Raw genomic sequence first — 17,650 nt, 5'->3', positions numbered from 1 at the left:
ACTCACACCGCCAACCGTTAAGTCAATTCGAACGGAGCGTGTTCGTAATGGGCTATGTAGGAATCGACCTCGGCGCGACGAACGTGCGGGCAGCAGTTGGTGACGGAACCGGCACGATGATCGCAAGCGCCCGGGCAGCCACGCCCGAGGGCACGATCGGGAACGCCGTCACCGAGGCCGTGTTGGACGTCGTCCGAGAGGTCTGCGAGCGGGCCGGTGTCGTGCCGACCACGATCGATGGGGCCACGATCGGAGCGATGGGTCGACTGGACGTCGACGCCGGAACCGTTTCGGTCTCTTCGAACCTGGACGTCTGCGACGGGACGATCCCGCTTGTCGACCCCCTCTCGTCGCTACTCGATACAGACGCTGTCGTCCTCCGTAGCGACACACAGGTTGGTGCGATCGGCGAGCACGTCCGCGTCTACCCCGACATCGAGAGCCTGGTGTATCTGACGATTTCTTCGGGCATCGGTGCCGGCGTGATTGCTGACGGGCAGCTCCTATCGGGACGAAACAACAACGCTGGCGAGGTTGGCCACCAGACAATCGACTGCGGAGGGTTCATGACGTGTGGATGCGGTCTCGATGGGCACTGGGAGGCGTACTGCGCCGGAGAGAACGTCCCCCGGTTCGCGCGCGCGTTGTACGAGGCCGATCCGGTCGAAACATCGCTGCCGATCGAGGACGACCTCGATGCGGCGACCGTCTTCGAACACGCCGAAACCGATGCCTTCGCCGACCGTGTCGTCGAGCGGGTCGCCGAATTAAACGTCGTGGGCGTCGCGAACGTCGTCCACGCCTACGACCCCGAAATCGTCGTTTTCGGCGGTGCGGTCGCGGTGGAAAACCCCGCCCGAGTCGTCGAACCAGTTCGCGAACGACTTCCGTCGGCACTCGTCGTCGACCCCCCTGCGATCGCCGTCGCCGAACTCGGTGACCGTGCGGGACTGGTCGGGGCGCTTGCTATCGCCAGTACCGAGTGAGGCGCTCCCGATGACCCCACCGCCTTTCGACGATGAACCTCCGGACGTTCACAACTGAGGGCGGCTCAGAACCGCTCGCCGCCGGCGCTGTAGAACCACTCTTTCGGGTAAGGGTACCACCACTCCTGAATCGTCGGGTCCCAGTCGACGACGCCCATCTTGGTCTGTCTGAACGCGTCCAGTCCCTCCCGTCCGAGTTCGCGACCGAGCCCGGAGTATTTCCAGCCACCGAACGGGATCGCGTCGTTGTCGATCATCGGGTTGTTGATCCAGACCATCCCGGCCTCGAGCGACTCGTAGGCGTACATCGTTTCCCCGAGGTCAGTGGTAAATACCGATGCCCCGAGACCGAACTCCGAATCGTTGGCCAGATCGATGGCCTCGTCGAGCGAGGCGACCCGCTGAATCGGGGCGACCGGGCCGAACGTCTCCTCGCCTGCGATCGCCATCTCCGGGGTAACCCCGGTCAACACCGTCGGTTCGTAGAACCAGCCGGTGTCGCACTCCGGAGGGATCCGACCGCCGTAGGCGACTTCGGCGCCCGCTTCGACGGCTTCGTCGACCATCCGTGCCACCTCGTCGCGGGCGGCTTCGCTGACGAGCGGTCCGATCTCGCTTTCGGCCAACCCGTTGCCGATCCGGAGCTCGCGGGTCATATCGACAACCCCGTCGACGAACTCGTCGTGGACGGCTTCGTGAACCAACAATCGTTCCGATGAGGTACAGACCTGCCCCGAGAGGTGAAATGCCGCGGTCACGGAGCCGGCAATCGCGACGTCCACCGGGGCGTTTCTCGAGACGATCAGGGGGTCGTTACCGCCGGCCTCGATGACGGCTGGCATCAGCTTTTGGGCTGCCGAAGCGTTCACGGTTCGGGCGGTCTCGACGCCGCCGGTGAAGGCGACGGCGTCCGTGTTCGAAGACCCGATGAGGGCTCGTCCGGTCCCGCCACGACCGGTGACACACGAGACCAGTCCGTCCGGCAGTTCTCGAAAGTGTTCCATGAACCGGAGCGTCGACAGCGGCGTCTGTTCGGAGGGTTTGACGACCGCGGCGTTGCCCGCCGCGAGCGACGCCGCGACCGTCCAAGCGGTCAAAAGGACCGGGAAGTTCGAGGGAGCGATGTGGACGCTGACACCGTAGGGAAAGCGGCGCTCGAACTGGAACGATCGGGCTTGTGTCGACCCCGGTATGCTGCCGGCTTCGTCTCTGGCGAGTTCGGCATAGTACCGAAAGATCCCGGCGACGTTTGCGAGTTCACCTTCTGCCTCGGGGAAGGGTTTTCCGTGCTCTTTGGTCATCAACTCGGCGGCCTCGGAGAACTCCGAGGATTCGATCGAGTCGGCGACGTCGTGGAGGCGTTCGGCACGTTCCATCGCCGAGGACCCTTCCCACTCCGTCTGGACGGCGGCGGCGCGCTCGGTCACCGAATCGACCTCTTTGTCGTCACAGGTCGCCACTTCGCCGACGGTTCGTTCGGTCGCCGGATCGATCACCTCGATCACGTCCGCAGACGGACTCCGTCGGAACTCGCCGTCGACGAAGACGTGACGTCCGAAGGGGTCGAACTCTGTCACGGCCACCCCTCACGAAGCGGTCCTCTCCCGCCGTAGGATGTCGATATCGGAATCATTCGATCACCGTCACATATACACCTTCCGCACGGTCTCGTGGACTTCACAGGTCCCGACCCAGCCCTCGGGAAAGGAGACGACGGTTCCGGGCTCTATCTCGATCCGGTCGCCGTCCTCGTGGGTGAGTGTCGTACGACCCGACAGGAAGTGACAGAATTCGGCACGTTCGACGTCGCACCCCCAGTGGCCGGGGGTGCGCGTCCAGATACCCCACTCCGAGCGACGGTCGGGTCCCTTGTGGATCATAGTTCCTTCGGTGTGGGAGTGACCCTCGAGCATGTCCGGGACCGTCCTCCAATCACTCAGATCATCGTACGACGCGGGATCTTCGAGCACGCTCTGGGTGGTCGTCCCTCCGCGTTCAGGCATGTGCTTCGAGGAGTTCGCTCATCAGTCTTGCCGCTTTTGCTTTGCCATCGCTGGACTGCATGTCCTCAGCGGCGGCTTCGACGTTCGACTGGATCTCTTCGTCGATGAGACAGGTCTCTATCGCGTCGGCGAGTTCCTCGTCGGTCCAGTTCGATCGGTGGAGTTTGATCCCGTGGTCGGTTTCGTCGAGGCGTGTCGCGTTGTCGTGACCGTCCCACACGTAGGGCATGATGACCGCCGGCGTGCCATAGTAGAGACATTCGTTGAATGTGTTGTTCCCCCCGTGGTGGATGACGACGTCGGCCATCTCGACGACCGACTGCTGGGGGAACCAGCCCTCGATGACCACGTTGTCCGGGATCTCCTCGCCATTATAGGCGCCCATGTAGTCGCCGACGTTTACGAGGCACCGATAGTGCTGGGTGCCGAGGAACTCGATCAATCGCTTCATTAGCTCGGTGTCGCCGGCTCCGAGGCTGCCGAAGCTGAGGTACAAAAGCGGTTCGTCGTCGACATCACCGAATTCGGGCAACTCGTAGCTCTCGGTTTCCTCTCGGATACAGCCGTTGAGATACTGGAAACGATCCGAATCCAGCGTGTTCCATCTGTCCCAGCGAAGTCGCTCCGGATACTTGATGAGATTCAGGTACGGCGACGGTTCGTAGAACAGTCCCCGTGGATAGGGATCCTCTCCATGCTCTTCGAGCAGCTCGTTGAACTCCTCATGGATCGACTCGATGACGTCCTCGTATCGGCTCTCGAACTCGTAGTGGGCTGCCACGTCGTCCGCACGGCAGCCCGAGAGGTGCGGCGGCACGTTCGGATCCGGAATCTCGTTTTCCGAACAGGAGGTGATCCGCACCCACGGAACGCCGTACTGTTTGGTCGAAGGGAACAGGATCACGTTATCGACTACGATCAAGTCGGGGTCGATTTTCGAGAGGACATCCGGGAGCTCCGTTTCGGCCCACTTGACCGAATCAACGATGGCCTGATACGTCTCTGTTACGTAGTTGTCCAGTTGCTCGATCGGCTCCTTATCAAAGTTCGGGATGTGCGTGTTGATGAACTCCTCCCAGCCCGCGTCCGCGTTCGGATCCGACATAGGAACGTAGTGTTCCTCAAAGCCGTAGTCCTCGAAGACGCCCTCCATTGCAGGGTCACAGACGAACACCGGCTCGTGACCGAGTTCGCGGCACTCCTGAGCGATCCCAACCGAGTTGAGCGCCGGGCCGAACGCTGCCTCCGGGAAAAACGCGATCGTCTGGCCGGTCGTCATCTGTCGCTCACCATTCCGCCAACAAACCCGATATCGTCCGTTTCCCGCCCGGTGAATATGTCTCTTACACCCATGCCTGTGCTTGACGAGCCAAACGACATAAGTGTCACGTTAGATCGCACCCGAAACCGCGACACCCATCTCTCGGTCCGGGGCGTTCCAGATCGGTGCTGGTCGGTTTCCGGATCACAAACCGATCCCGAATGCACTCGCTTGAGGACAAAATATCGTCTCACCACGAGAACGAGTCGTGAGGTTGCCGTCCCTCGGAACGGTATATCGACCGCCAGCACGTCGATTCGGTCGTGACGGACGGATTCGTCAGCGTGTGGGTGGCGTGAGGGACGCCAAATACGACAGCGGTAGCGTTGTGAAGGAGGCGATAACAACAGCGACCGCTAGCGTAGTCTGAGAGACGTCATCCGCGATTCCTATCAAATGCGTAGGTATTTTATAAAAGTAGTATGTACTGCTGGAAAGGCTGTTCATCCGTTCGAAACCCGATCCCTTAGAGGTCTCACGCGGCCCAGAGGGGAGAGGTGACTGCGATCCGCCTCGCGACTCGATGCGGTTCGTTTGAGCCCGCTGGCGCATTCCCTTTGGTCACGTCGATCGCGGTTGTTACCCACGATCTATCCCGTAGATACTTCGAAGAGCCCAAAGACGGTTATTCGCTCACCTCTCGTTCACTGCTTACGCCGAAAACCCGATAACCGCGACGTTCTCAAAATGCCGAACTCCGATGAACGAACGAGTCACACCTGCCTCGATCGAAGCGATTCCTTTCGAGAATTAAAAGCATACCAGGACTATAACAAATAGATTACTATTCTGAAAGTATACTTTTCGATGTATTTACATATCGCGTCGAGATGTCGAAGCCGGACTCGAAACCGTGACAGCGATGACGTGCGTCGGCGCACGCGACACGTCGAAGGCTGGAGACGCGACTCGAACCGATCGGCTGCCGATTTCGACGCCGGAGCAGCGTGAGATCGACCGAATCGTGACTCAACCGTGCACCGTCTCCCGTTCCGATGTGACTGCATTGCCGACGCGTTCCTCTCTCCGCTACCCGGGAGTTTACTATCCTCTATGAGAGTACCTACTTATGAGCCCCGTTTCAGAGGTGTATCTGTTCGCCCTCTTTGCAGCACTTCTGTGGGGTATCAGTCCCGTATTCACGAAATCCGGGCTCGTTCGTGGTGGAACGTCCCTCCAAGGGTCGCTAGTGGTCGTATTCGTCGGAACGCTCTGCTACGTTGCGGCCCTCGCTATCGTCGGTGGGCTTTCGAATCTCCCCTCGATTTCGCCGATCGCACTGCTCGTGTTTGCGTCGTCGGGGGTTGCTGGTGCGCTTTCGTGGATGTCATATTTCGTCGGCGTCGACCGAGTCGGTGCGAGCATCAACACGGCCGGGTTCAACACGCATCCGTTGTTTGCCACGGTCGTTGCGTTTCTGATTCTGGGTGAAACACTATCCGTACAGACCGCCCTTGGAATTCTCACCATCGTCGTCGGCCTCACCGTGATCGCGACGTCGAAAGGGGGCGACCGAGCCGGTTGGAGCGTGGCCGACCTCACCTTTCCGCTACTGTCTTCGGGAGCGTATGCCGTTTCGAACGTCGTTCGACGGTTTGGACTGACACGGACCGACGTGACGACGCTCGAGGCAGTCACGGTGAACTCGATCGCCACCCTGGCCGCCCTCTTCGTCTATGCCGCAGTGACTCGTGACACACGTCTCGTACCGCCGAAAGAGACCGTGCGTCCGTTCGTTTTGAGTGGCCTCCTCTCGGCGCTGGCGTTCTTTTTTCTGTTCGAGGCGTTCGATCGAGGTTCGGTCGCGGTGGTTTCTGCTCTCTCGGGTCTCTCTCCAGTGTTCGCAACCGTCATCGTCGCGGTTTTTCTGGCCGACGTCGAGCGAGTGACACGCGGTATCGTCACTGGGGTGGTGCTGGTGGTGGGTGGTGCAACCCTTATCACACTGGCGTAGGGTTCTCGGTATTTGTGGCATATCTGACCCGTCATCGGGAACATCCAACTCAGCGTAACAGCGATTTTTCGCGCTGTTTCACGTCGTGGGTGGTGTCTGTGTGGATTTCGATACCGTAATTTCGGGCGGCGATATCGTCGGTGCGAATTGGACTCTCCGGCCCGTTCGCGCCGGAGGCGACAACGTACTCCTCCCCAAACTCGACGAGCGTCCTATCGGCACGATGCGATCTCTAGGAGCGTTTGTCTTCAGATACCGATCTCGTCAGCCGATTCGTTGATAAACGTCGAACTCCAGTCGTGTGGTCCCTCGTCGAAGCGATCGAAGGCGTATTTCGAGAGGGGAAACGGTGCATCCTCCCCGGTGACGAGCGAGCGCACGGCCGCACCGGTGACGGGCGATCCCATGATACCGAATCCGTGCATCCCAGTCGAAATTACGAGCCCATCGGGGCAATCCTCGGGTGCGTCGTGGACGGGACGCTCGTCGGGCGTCGCGGTATCCCCGATATGGCACGTGTCCCCGCTGGAGATACGAGCGTCCTCGACGTCTCGTACTTGCTCGGGGATGGTCGCTGCGACGTGGCGTTTGAACGTCTCGGTGGGCGTCATGCGGACCGATCCCGGTTCGTCGACGAAGTAGGTTCCACCCCCAACGTGGAGGTCCCCGTTGTGTTCCGGACGCCAGTAGAGCTGACTTCGACTGTCCCAAGCGACGGGGAAGTACTCGGGGAAGTCCCGCTCGACTTCGAGGTTAACCCACTGATATCGAAACGGCCGGATGGGAAGATCGACCCATTCGGAGACGAACTCTTTGGTGTGCCAGCCCATCGCCGCGATCACGGTATCGGCGGCGTACCATCCGTCGTCGGTCTCGACACCGGTAACGGCTCCGTTATCGGTAGTGACTCCGGTAGCTTCGACTCCCGTCTCGAAGTCGGCACCGGACGCCTCGGCATCTTCCTTGAACGTCATGGTCAACGTGAAGGGATCGACCCATCCCCCTTGCTCGATCTCGATAGCGCCGACGAACGGCTCCAGTTCGAAGACCCCCGGATACCTGTTTTCGATCTCGCTCGTCGAGTCGATGTAGTCCATCTCGAAGTGTTCGCCGATTCGTTCGGCCTCGGATTCGGCGATCTGTTCCGCCCCCGACGGGATGAGTCGGACATTCCTTCGCTGCGTGAAATCGAAGTCGCCGGTTCCGTCGTACTCGTCAAAGAAATCGGCCGCGTATTTGGCGGCTTCGAGGTGATCGATGTAGTCGTGTGCGACCGAAATAAGCCCCGACGCCTTCGCGGTCGTTGCGCCGGCAATCTGGTCTCTCTCCAGAACGAGGACGTCGTGGTCTTCGGCAAGGAATTTCGCTGCCACGCATCCGTTGATTCCGCCGCCGACGATGACGACGTCGTACTTCGTGCTATTGTCTGCCATTACTGTTCAGATGAGTCGCCGTCGACATAAATGCTGGCGGTCGCGGGTACGTCGTCCCCTCGCACACGGCGATGCGTCCATCCGGCGGAAGCGACGACTCGCGAAAGTTAGCTTCGTTCTTCCGTTGGGTCCCCTCGTCCGGTGACGGAGTAGCACTCGAAATCGGCGGATCGGTCTTCGAACCAGTCGAGAGTATATCGATCGATCGGAAACGGCGCGGCCTCCCAGTAACGAGCGAGCGAACCGACGTTGCGACGAAAGGTGAGCACATGATCCCTCCAACGGGCACCGTGATCGCGACGGCGAGGCCATCGGTTGCGTCGTTCGGCGTGTCGATGATCGGCAGGTCGTCGGGTGTCGCGGCGCCACCTCTCGGACAGCAGTCCTCGCTTTTGATTCGGGCGTCCCCGGTATTCCGGACGCGATCGGCGATGATCCTCTTGTCGTTTATGCGTACGCCGGTTACGGTACCGTCCTCGGTCTCTATCGCTTCCACTTTCGTGTCAGTCTCATAACGTGCGCCGGCCTCCTCGGCATCCATCTCTATATGTTATCGTGTGCGTGTACGGATACGACCCAGCCGCAGTCGTTGGATTCCGCTGCGCCGACGAACTCGTCCAACACGAGCGCGTCGAGATATCTGCTCTCTGTTTTCGCCGCACTCAGCTACGTTACGTCGAACCCGTACTCCGGCATTGCGGCGTCATGCTCGCGGCCCCACTCTTCCTCGTCAGCGGAGACGAGCTGCAGCCCTGGACGGCGAGTCAACTCGAACGTCCCCGTTCCGGTGTAGGAGTGGAAAAGATCTACAGCGCGAGCGGACGCTTCGGAGTACTCCGGGAGGTCGGGAATAGGTGCGATCAGTCCGGACGCATTCGGGCTCCTATCGCCACCGGCAGCCCCCGCCTCCGGACCCAAGACATCGTGGTCGGTGCCAGTTTTCGTGCCGTCGTACAGCCGACGACCCCGCCTCCGACAATGACTACATCGCGGGATTCGGTGTAACTCATAGCATCCGCTTTTTATCATCGCATAATGTGTTCCCGTCGAATGACACGGATCGGTGTAACGTGTTATACGGCCCCCCACCGCCGCGGTGATCACCGGTGGAGAAGTATAACGATTCGTATAAAAAACGGACGGCCAGAATTGCTCACGCCGCTCGGTGTGATCGAGATATCGCCTCCGTTGAATCGAGACCCTGTCTAGATCCCTGCGGCATAGGGTGCCCGGCCAAAAGCCTGTGAATCGGCTGCACACTGATCATTCCGGATTTTACGCTGTATGAAAAACTCCGATAGAGACCAGTTCCCTCGCTGAAGCGGTAATCGGAGGTCAGTGGGACAGTTATTAGGCTGTGATACCACTCAATCCGATAAGCGATTCACCCATAGAAAAAATTGACCCATTTTTCCGCACTTCCTTCAAGAGATATAACATATATAACACCGTTATTCATACCGGCGGAGACGGGCAGTATGTGTGCCACATCTTCTCTACCCGGTGATTGAAATTCACCCGGAGTGAAAATTTGTCGTATGTACGGATCCACAACCAATCCTCGATATTCAGCCCACCGAGGAACGCGTGAACCGAACAATCGGTGCGTTCGAACGCGTCTTGATTCGGCGCGACGGGGAACGAGACCTCCCGACCGCGACAGAGTCGAACGTATCCGATGAGAGGCACGCAGGAATATGTTTTTACGCGGTGTAACGAACTCACGGGTACCCGACTGTTCAGCGCGTGGGAATAGGATCGTTCGGGGTATTTGAGCGATTCGACCGGGAACGGAGGTACGACCACGTGGACGGGGCTATCACTCTCTAGCGTGGCTGGCGTCACGAACGCGACGCCGGGCGTCGTGAGGAGACGCTCGCGGCCGTAGGTCCGAGTGAACAAACAACATACAAGTAGGGGGATATCGTTGATAGTATCATGAGCGCTGAACGCCGAGAGGTAGTCGTGGTCGGTGGGGGCGTCGCTGGCTGTGCCGCCGCACGATGGCTCGCGTCTGATCACGACGTGCTACTCCTCGAGAGCGACCAGATAGCCGGCGACGCATCCGGAAAAGCGTCTGGGATGGTGACCAACGGCGCATCCTTCCGGGCGCATCCCGAGTTCGCACGAACGGCTGCGGAGTTCTTCGGGGAGTTCGACGGTACTGGTTCGTTCACATTCACCGAACGGGAGAGCGTGGGGCTCGTCGACGAGGGCAGTGGCGAATGGGCGCGCAACGAGGCGGCACGAATGCGGGGGGCCGACTTCGACGTGGCGTTCGTCGACGTGGCGTCGCTCGAGGAGCGCTACCCCGGTGTCTTCGATCTGGATAGATACGAAGGCGCACTCGTTTACAACGACACCGGATGGCTCGATCCCTACACGTACACGGTAACGCTCGCGGACGTAGCGGCCGATCGGGGGGCGGACGTACGAACCGGCGTGCGAGTTACCGACCTCCTCGTGGATGATGGCGCTGTGGTTGGCGTCGACTCGACAGACGGGGTCGTTCACGCCGATACCGTCGTCGTCGCCGCTGGATGGCGAACCCGTGAGTTGTGCAACCCGCACCTGGAACTCCCGGTCAGACCCTTCCGCTGGCAGGCGGCAACACTCGACCCGGCTCGGGAGATCCCCGACTGGTACCCGATGGGGTGGGATCCGACGATAGACCGATATTGGCGACCGGAACACAACGGCTCGATACACGTCGGGGGCGGCGAAGTCGTCGTGAGGAACCCGGGATCGCGCCGTACTACGGTCCCGGAAGAATTCAAACTCCAGTTGGCCACGGAGATGCCCGATCGGCTACGGCACCTCGAGGAAGCAACGTTCGTTCGCGGCGACACCTGTCCGACCGGCGACGCCACGACGCCGGACACGTATCCCATCATCGATGCGCCCGATGAAGGCCCAGAGAATCTCGTGGTAGCGACAGGTCTCCACATCGGCGGTATCATGTCGTCGCCCGCGGTCGCCGAAGCGGTTCGGTCGCTCGTGACCGGCGAAGAACTTTCGTTTTCTCTCGATCCGTTCGGTCTGAGTCGGTTCGACACGCGCCGGTCGGATTTTTCGTTCGTGCGTCACATGGCCGAAACCGAAATAACAGAAGCACGAATCGAAGCCAGTCTGTCACGGAGCGAGGCGGACTGAGTGCGCCGTTCGATCGACAGTGTCCCGACCGAACACACCGGGCTATCGTCCAGCCACCGGTGATCAACGATCGAACCACGAGTTCGGCGCTGCAGTCGGCGCATACATTTATGCCCGTCGTGACGTTTATACCAGCCGTATGAAGACGAGAGTGATCCAAGCCGATCCGGAACACGGAAATCCAGCGGCGAACGCGTCTCGTCTGGAACGTGAAGCCGAGCGTGCCCGCTCTGACGGCGTCGAGTTGCTGGTCTTTCCCGAACTATACCTGACGGGATACTACCTAGATACCGACGAGGCGGCGTCGATCGTCAGCCGTGCTGAAGCAGTGCTACCGACCGTCGAACGCGCGAGCGAAGACCTGACGCTCGTCGTCGGGACAGCACTCGGCGACGGATCGGATCCCGGTCTCGAAAACGTTGCCGTCGTGTACGACCGAGGGGAACGAATCGGCGTCTACCGGAAGACACACCTATACGACGACGAGAAGGCTGTGTTCAATCTCAGGGACGCGTACCCGACCTTCGAGACCTCGGTGGGGACGATCGGCGTTCAGATCTGTTACGATATGGAATTCCCCGAAGTCGCCCGACAACTGACACTCAGCGGTGCCGAGATCATCGTCACGATCTCCGCGAACATGCACCCGTTCGAAACCTACCAGCGGGCGTACCGACGCGCGAGAGCCCTAGAGAACGGGCGTCCACACGTCCTCTGTAACCGGGTCGGAGCCGAAGGGGATCTCGATTTTCTCGGTCGGAGCGCGATCGTCGACGCGCGCGGGACGCTTCTCGCGAGCACGGAGTCCGAAGCCGAGATCGAACTGACTGCCAACCTTCCGGACGAACGGCAGGTCCACGATACACTGACCTACCTCGAGGATAGGCGGATTGAGTTGCGACCGAAGTGAACAAAAACGTTAGTCGGTTTCTGTGTGCTCGTTCTATCGACGTTATTCACGCATCGCGCCACCGCCGATCGGCTGGAACTCGAAGTCGACACCGCGAGAGTCGAACCTGTCCAGGGCGACCCCGTCGAGCGGGAACGGTGCATCGTCTCCAGTAACCAGCGAACGAACTGCCGTCCCGGTGATCGGTGACAGCATCATACCGAGCCCGTGGAAGCCGGTGGCAACGACAAGTCCGTCCGGTGCATCCGCGGGAGCGTCTACGATTCCGACTGCATCCGGCGTGGCTCCGTCGATACACGCCCAACTGTCCGCGAGTCCAGCGTCTGAGAAGTCTTCGAGACACTCCGGGAGCGTTTCGGCCACGAGGTCAACATACCACTCGTCGACGTCATCGCTGGCCGATTGCGGCTCATCGAGCGTATACTCCCCGCCGCCGACGTGGATGTGGCCTGCAGCATCCGGTCGCCAGTACAGATCGGTGCGTGCGTCCCACGCCATCGGGTACGTATCTTCGAGTTTTCGACCGGGGTCCAGCGTGACGATCTGAATACGAAACGGTCGGACGGGAATCTCGATCACGTCTCTGAGGAGATCGCGCGTTCGCCAACCCGCCGCACAGACGACGTGATCCGATTCGATGTGGCCCGTCCCCGTTTCGACGCCAGTCACCGTGTCGTTATCGAATACGATGTCCTCAACTTCGACGCCGGTCCGGAACTCCGCACCGTGCGATTCAGCCTCCTGTTGAAGCGTGGTTGTATACGTGTACGGATCGACCCACCCCACGTCCTCGTAGAGGACAGCGCCGGCGAATGAGTCCATCACGAAGGTATCCGGGTAGCGGGCTTCGAGTTCATCCGGATCGACGTAGGTCACGCCGAGACCGTCTTCCTGAAGATCGGCGACGTACTCGCGGGCGCTCGCCTCTTGATCGACCGGGACGAGTTCGACTCCGGGGCGTTCGACGAACTCGAATTCGCCGACACCGTCCAGGTCACGGACGTACTCGTTCACGTGTGCCGCCATCGCGGGAACGTCGAGCATCTCTGCTCGTGGCACCAGAACGTCCGTCGTGACAGTAATAAGCCCCGACGAGCGGCCCGTGGTTTCGCCCGCCACCTGGCCTTTGTCAATCACGAGCACGTCGTGATCGGGCGCGAGTTCATACGCGCTGATGCAGCCCGCAACGCCCGCACCGACGATAACGAGATCGTACCGTTCTATCGGCATGGGTCGACTAACCTGCCACCCATAATAAATTCTTGCAGTGGTCTGATTAGCCGGGTCAGCACCTTACGCGTGAGATCATCAGCCCAAATGCGCCGTACCGGTGATCCCTCCCAATCGGGGAACCAATACTGACCGAATACGGCCACCCCGAATAAACAGACTCTCACATTAGCGGTTCGGGATACATGCCGGGACAACGCGGTGGCTGACTGCCGATCGGCGTTCGCTCCCGTCGTCACGTGACGTCCGTTTAGGTTCCATACGGCTGTTGTCGTTTTTCACGAATGAGCGTCGAACGGGTACAGCTGCTCACCACGATCGTTGTCACTGGAAATCAATGCACACCCGATCGCGCTGCCGTCGTGCGATCGGGCGTGCATAGTTCCAGTTGTTTTTGCAGGCAGTCGCAACGGTACGGGCTCTCTCACAACTGTTTCACTCATCACGAAAGTACGTGCGGACCTCGACGTGGGATGCCACTTTGTCATCGCCCTACGGAGTAACAAGCGGCGCGATATGGGTCGTCGCGAAAATCTTCGATCCGGGTGGTTTTGCATAAGTGAAATTGGTCGGCAAAATCGGTCGGCCATAGAATAAAATAACAATATTAATAACGTTACTAAAACCTGCTGACCGTTATCTATTCTCACTGTAAAACGGGAGTTCAGCAATTGAAACACTTGCTGACTAATTTTTACTCAGTGTGAAATATTTTCTTTCTATGCCCCGAAAATATGAGAACATACACAGCTTTAGCCGTGACTGTGAAACGGATAGCAAATGTGTCGAGACCCCGTGTGACCAACAGCCGACGAACTGTTCGATCACCTACGGGAGATTCCAATACGTGTCGTAATACTCGACGATTTCGTCGACCGCTCGCTCAGCGGAGTCGAAATCTTCGTCCATCCACGCCATCGGGTCTTCGATCCCCGTGCCGCGGTCCAGCACGCCCTCGAGAACGCCGAGTGTGGCGTATGCCAAGTGACTGATCTGATAGCCGCCTTCCTGCACCAACGCCAGCGTGTCCCCGGCGGCGTCCGCGGCGAGTTCGCGGGTACGTCGCCCCAGCATCTCGAAGCCGGTTTTCGTGAGAACGTTCCGGCCGAGCGGGTCGACAGTTCCGCCATCCTGACCTGCACTGACGATCAAAAGGCCCGGATCGAACTCGGTAACTACCGGCTCGACGATTCGATCGAACACGTATTCGTACCCCCCGTCGCCGGTTCCCGCCGGAAGCGGGACGTTCAGATTGTATCCCTCTCCCGCCCCGCGGCCATGCTCGTCGACGTCACCCGTTTGCGGATGTGCGTCAGGATCCCACGACCAGTGATCGTTGTGGACACTGATAACCAGTACGTCGTCGCGTTCGTAGAAACACTCCTGTGTCCCGTTTCCGTGATGAACGTCCCAATCGAGGATCGCCACGCGCTGCGTCCTGGAGGTTTCGAGTGCGTGCTCGGCGGCGATTGCCACGTTATTGAAAAAGCAGAAACCGTCGGCCTGTGCGGGCTGAGCGTGGTGTCCGCTGGGTCTAACGAGCGCGTAGGGGAGGTTGCGTAGATCGTTCTCGATGGCGTGCTCGGCCGCCTGAAGGGCGGCGCCAGCAGCATATCTAGCGGCCGGATAGCTCGCCTCGTTAGCTCCCGTCTCAGCCGTTAACCGTCCTCCACCGGCTTCACAGAACGTTTTGAACTCGTCGATATACGCCGGATCGTGGACGCGTTCGAGCTGCGCGCGGGTTGCGGGTATCGCTTCGTCCCACGTGACTCCATCGTCGATCGTCGCTTCGATGATCGATCGGACGTTTCGAATCCTCTCGTGGCGATCCGGATGTGGCTCCTCGACCGCGAGTCGGCCGGTCCACTCCGCTTCAAACTCCCCGGCAGGAGGTTCGTGGTCGAGACAGCTGTCGTTCCAGAAGACCGTGAGTTCGTTGATTTCGCTCATGATCGGAGACTGTTTCCGTGGGTGTTTGTGGGGAGGTATGAAAAACTATTCTGCATCCTGATCGAGTCACCTCGCCGCTTCGGAAGTCCCCTTTCGACGACAACCCGGCCGTATTGAACGCAGTGGGGGACTGAACGCCTTCGTCGAAGAGCGAAGATCACTGACTAGCGCCCTGGACGGGGTCGTACTCGTAGGCCCCCGGGAAGTCTGCCGGTTTGTCGTTTCGCTTTCCACTCCAACCGTCGATATCGATCCGGTAGACCGAGGTGCGCTCGATGGACGCATCGGCGATCGGTTCGTAGTCCTCCCCCGGATCGAGTTCCGGGGCAAATTTGTCCATGATCCGTTCGAGCGCCCGTCGCTTGCGGTCACCGCCGTCGATGAGTCGTATCGAACCGAACGCCACGACACTGGCGTACTCGACGTCGAAATCGACGGGCATCTCGGCGGGGAGAAGCCGTCCCATTCGGCTCGCGGTGAAACACGCTGGTGTTGAATCGCCCCGTTGGACGAGCGTCTTCGTTTTACCCGTATTTGCTCCGTGAAGGAAGATCGCGTGTTTCGAGCTATCGTATACGAATAGCTGGTTCACCAGATACGGTGTGCCCTCATCGACGAGTCCAACGACGCCCATCGGTTCCCGCGTAAGAAACGTCTCGATCCATTCGTCGTCATCCACTGCTCGGGGCGAAAATCGGACCTCATCGGAGACGTTTACCGGTGATCGGTCTGGCATGCGGAAGAATTTCCAGCCAACGACAAAAAGGTTCCTCCGGTGGCAGGGTCACACACGATAGCGGTGTGACACACGCATCTCGTGGCCGTCATCGTCGATACTGCCCACTTAGACGGTGTTCGAGAGGGCGCACAGGGTATCACACTCCCCGAGTGTACGATTTAAAACCGGACATGAAGTTAACGAACTATGTACGAACTCACACAAACTATGGGGAAAATCCAAAATCCATCGCAGTTATGCACAATCGACAGCTATATACGGAGTTACCAATAAAAACAGTCTGTATGTCACTAAGTGACAAGAACCGGCGGAAGCTATTAAAAGCTGCAGGGTTAGCGGGAACGACAATGCTAGCGGGATGTCTCGGCGGCAACGGCAACGGCGGTAACGGCAACGGCGGCAACGGCAACGGCGGTAACGGCAACGGCGGCGGTGATTTCAGCGGAGAAACGTTGAACGTCCTGACGTGGTCTGGTTACGAAGGCGTGGCCGATCTGGTCGAAGAACGGACAGGCGCGAACCTAAACCTGTCCATGATTTCGAGTGACGTCGAGGGGTTCAACCAACTCGGCTCGGGTGGAACCAACGAGTTCGAGGTCTTGGTATTGGACAATGACTGGGCGGTCCGTAACGCAGAGGCGGACCACATCGTTCCCCTCAACGAAGATGAGTACCCCGAGGCCGACGGCCTTCACGAGGAGTTCGCGTGGCCCTACGAGACGTTCGAACAGGGGGGCGATGTGTGGGCCCTTCCGCCACGGTGGGGGTGGGGCGGTCTGGGATACGACGATCGTGAAGTCGACCTCGAAATGCTCGAGGACGAGGGGTATACCGTCTGCTGGACCGGCGGTTCGGACGGATCCCTCGAGAACGAACTCACCCTCGTGGACTGGCCGACCTGGGTGATCCCGCTCGTCATCCTGGAGGTGTTCGATTACGACGAGAACCCGATGCAGATCGAACTCTCCGAGTCGGAACTGGGGGAACTCGAGGAAGTTCTCATCCAGTTGTTCGATAACACTACTGCTGTTCACTCGGGTGCGGCCGCGGTCCGACAGGACCTCGTCGAGGGGAACGCATCGCTCGTCTTCGGTACTGGAAACTTTGCACTCAGCCAGATCGCCAAGGAGGGCAACGAGTGGATGAAGATCATGTTTCCGGAGCAAACCGGCGGCTGGTACTGGGTCGAAGGGACCTGCCTCATCAACAACTCGAATCTCAACCGTGACCTCGCGGTCGAGTTCCAGCGGGAGTGTCTCTCTCCCGAGGGACAGTACTCGATCTGTTACGGCGACGCCGAGTCACTCGGTGCGCCGGTGATGGAAGAGGCCTTCGACGAGTTCACTGAAGAGGAGCAGCGTCAGATTCTGCTCTACAAAGATCAGGGCTTCGAGGCCATGGACGAGATCCTGAACAACATGTACCAGTACCTGATTTCGCCCCAACAAGACGAGTGGCTAGACATGTGGGAACGGGCGAAGGCGCAGGCGGACATCAACTAAGCCGGCCTCCGTTTCTGCCTGGAGGCCGAGATATCCGCGAGGCGGAGCTTCATTTTTTCGCCCGCGAGACGCTTTCGTCTCGAGCGTTTGACACTGCCGTCCAGTTGCGATCTCAGCCGTGCGTTCGAGGGCGTTTACTTCGATCAACGGTGTCTCGATCGGGGGCGCCTGACGCCGACGGTCGAATATCCATGGGCCGTCCCGATCGTAGATTCGGAGCGAGCGGAGATCGCACTTCGGGTCACGAGACACGTTGTATCGCGGCCGTCCTCGGTTTTCGTTCTCGGCAGACGGTGAACGAAAACGTTCAGTTGGTGCGCAGGCCGCGGGTACAACCGAACAACTCGTCACACGGCCGACCGGGTAGTGCGGAGTTTGCGGGCGTCCCGCGGCTCACTCCCACTGCGAAATCGAGGCTGGACCCCACGATATCGGCTGCTACTCTCGCGTGAACGGTTCGTATCGATCC

General features: G+C 59.7%; 13 protein-coding genes. 5 read left to right on the top strand and 8 right to left on the bottom strand.

Annotated elements, in window-relative coordinates; all coding sequences use genetic code 11:
- The first annotated feature begins 47 nt into the window (after positions 1–47).
- Positions 48–986 carry an ROK family protein gene (locus R6U53_RS04970; RefSeq protein ID WP_410321260.1) on the top strand — a complete coding sequence of 313 codons (939 nt, stop codon included), beginning with the start codon at positions 48–50 and terminating at the stop codon, positions 984–986.
- Between the two features lie 65 nt (positions 987–1,051).
- On the opposite strand, the gene R6U53_RS04965 is transcribed toward R6U53_RS04970, so the two are convergent.
- From R6U53_RS04965 to R6U53_RS04955, 3 genes are all read right to left on the bottom strand, one after another.
- Positions 1,052–2,563, bottom strand: a complete 1,512-nt coding sequence (locus R6U53_RS04965) for an aldehyde dehydrogenase family protein (RefSeq protein WP_410321259.1) — start codon at positions 2,561–2,563, stop codon at positions 1,052–1,054.
- A gap of 66 nt (positions 2,564–2,629) precedes the next feature.
- The gene (locus R6U53_RS04960; protein WP_410321258.1) at positions 2,630–2,989 is read right to left on the bottom strand and encodes a cupin domain-containing protein; all 360 of its coding nucleotides are present in this window, start codon (positions 2,987–2,989) and stop codon (positions 2,630–2,632) included.
- Complete coding sequence (locus R6U53_RS04955) at positions 2,982–4,268, bottom strand: glycosyltransferase (RefSeq protein ID WP_410321257.1); 1,287 nt, start codon at positions 4,266–4,268, stop codon at positions 2,982–2,984. The genes R6U53_RS04960 and R6U53_RS04955 overlap by 8 nt, the downstream gene beginning before the upstream one ends.
- Before the next feature lie 1,111 nt (positions 4,269–5,379).
- Between R6U53_RS04955 and R6U53_RS04950 the strand changes: the two genes are divergently transcribed.
- Positions 5,380–6,264 (top strand): EamA family transporter, encoded by an 885-nt coding sequence (locus R6U53_RS04950; protein ID WP_410321256.1) that lies wholly within the window; start codon positions 5,380–5,382, stop codon positions 6,262–6,264.
- Between the two features lie 248 nt (positions 6,265–6,512).
- On the opposite strand, the gene R6U53_RS04945 is transcribed toward R6U53_RS04950, so the two are convergent.
- Entirely contained in the window at positions 6,513–7,697 is a 1,185-nt protein-coding gene (locus R6U53_RS04945) for an NAD(P)/FAD-dependent oxidoreductase (RefSeq protein WP_410321255.1), read from the bottom strand.
- Entirely contained in the window at positions 7,684–8,238 is a 555-nt protein-coding gene (locus R6U53_RS04940; protein ID WP_410321254.1) for a hypothetical protein, read from the bottom strand. Before R6U53_RS04940 ends, R6U53_RS04945 begins: the two co-directional genes overlap by 14 nt.
- A gap of 1,397 nt (positions 8,239–9,635) precedes the next feature.
- On the opposite strand from R6U53_RS04940, the gene R6U53_RS04935 reads away from it, so the two are divergent.
- Together R6U53_RS04935 and R6U53_RS04930 are read left to right on the top strand one after the other, a co-directional pair.
- Positions 9,636–10,850, top strand: coding sequence for an NAD(P)/FAD-dependent oxidoreductase (locus tag R6U53_RS04935; RefSeq protein ID WP_410321253.1), 1,215 nt, complete (start codon positions 9,636–9,638; stop codon positions 10,848–10,850).
- 139 nt (positions 10,851–10,989) lie between these two features.
- Positions 10,990–11,760, top strand: coding sequence for a carbon-nitrogen hydrolase family protein (locus tag R6U53_RS04930; RefSeq protein WP_410321252.1), 771 nt, complete (start codon positions 10,990–10,992; stop codon positions 11,758–11,760).
- 42 nt (positions 11,761–11,802) lie between these two features.
- Here R6U53_RS04930 and R6U53_RS04925 read toward each other — a convergent pair whose 3' ends face one another.
- The 3 genes from R6U53_RS04925 to R6U53_RS04915 all read right to left on the bottom strand — a co-directional run bounded on the left by R6U53_RS04925 (position 11,803) and on the right by R6U53_RS04915 (position 15,676).
- Complete coding sequence (locus tag R6U53_RS04925) at positions 11,803–12,990, bottom strand: NAD(P)/FAD-dependent oxidoreductase (RefSeq protein ID WP_410321251.1); 1,188 nt, start codon at positions 12,988–12,990, stop codon at positions 11,803–11,805.
- An 828-nt stretch (positions 12,991–13,818) separates the two neighbouring features.
- Positions 13,819–14,940 (bottom strand): class II histone deacetylase, encoded by a 1,122-nt coding sequence (locus R6U53_RS04920; protein WP_410321250.1) that lies wholly within the window; start codon positions 14,938–14,940, stop codon positions 13,819–13,821.
- 157 nt (positions 14,941–15,097) lie between these two features.
- Entirely contained in the window at positions 15,098–15,676 is a 579-nt protein-coding gene (locus R6U53_RS04915) for a pyridoxamine 5'-phosphate oxidase family protein (RefSeq protein WP_410321249.1), read from the bottom strand.
- A 350-nt stretch (positions 15,677–16,026) separates the two neighbouring features.
- Here R6U53_RS04915 and R6U53_RS04910 point away from each other — a divergent pair, with 350 nt between their 5' ends.
- Positions 16,027–17,181, top strand: a complete 1,155-nt coding sequence (locus tag R6U53_RS04910) for a hypothetical protein (RefSeq protein WP_410321248.1) — start codon at positions 16,027–16,029, stop codon at positions 17,179–17,181.
- Positions 17,182–17,650 lie beyond the last annotated feature (469 nt).

It is taken from the genome of Natronomonas sp. (assembly GCF_046483325.1).
Classification (GTDB): Archaea; Halobacteriota; Halobacteria; order Halobacteriales; family Haloarculaceae; genus Natronomonas.
Note: the sequence above shows the minus strand (reverse complement) of the source record. Positions and strands in the feature narration are given on the sequence as shown.

What these genes read in the sequence shown, in the direction of transcription:
- R6U53_RS04970 (WP_410321260.1), top strand. Translation starts at nt 48, where the DNA reads ATGGGCTATGTAGGAATCGACCTCGGCGCGACGAACGTGCGGGCAGCA.
- R6U53_RS04960 (WP_410321258.1), bottom strand. Translation starts at nt 2,989, where the DNA reads ATGCCTGAACGCGGAGGGACGACCACCCAGAGCGTGCTCGAAGATCCC.
- R6U53_RS04955 (WP_410321257.1), bottom strand. Translation starts at nt 4,268, where the DNA reads ATGACGACCGGCCAGACGATCGCGTTTTTCCCGGAGGCAGCGTTCGGC.
- R6U53_RS04950 (WP_410321256.1), top strand. Translation starts at nt 5,380, where the DNA reads ATGAGCCCCGTTTCAGAGGTGTATCTGTTCGCCCTCTTTGCAGCACTT.
- R6U53_RS04945 (WP_410321255.1), bottom strand. Translation starts at nt 7,697, where the DNA reads ATGGCAGACAATAGCACGAAGTACGACGTCGTCATCGTCGGCGGCGGA.
- R6U53_RS04940 (WP_410321254.1), bottom strand. Translation starts at nt 8,238, where the DNA reads ATGGATGCCGAGGAGGCCGGCGCACGTTATGAGACTGACACGAAAGTG.
- R6U53_RS04935 (WP_410321253.1), top strand. Translation starts at nt 9,636, where the DNA reads ATGAGCGCTGAACGCCGAGAGGTAGTCGTGGTCGGTGGGGGCGTCGCT.
- R6U53_RS04930 (WP_410321252.1), top strand. Translation starts at nt 10,990, where the DNA reads ATGAAGACGAGAGTGATCCAAGCCGATCCGGAACACGGAAATCCAGCG.
- R6U53_RS04925 (WP_410321251.1), bottom strand. Translation starts at nt 12,990, where the DNA reads ATGCCGATAGAACGGTACGATCTCGTTATCGTCGGTGCGGGCGTTGCG.
- R6U53_RS04920 (WP_410321250.1), bottom strand. Translation starts at nt 14,940, where the DNA reads ATGAGCGAAATCAACGAACTCACGGTCTTCTGGAACGACAGCTGTCTC.
- R6U53_RS04915 (WP_410321249.1), bottom strand. Translation starts at nt 15,676, where the DNA reads ATGCCAGACCGATCACCGGTAAACGTCTCCGATGAGGTCCGATTTTCG.
- R6U53_RS04910 (WP_410321248.1), top strand. Translation starts at nt 16,027, where the DNA reads ATGCTAGCGGGATGTCTCGGCGGCAACGGCAACGGCGGTAACGGCAAC.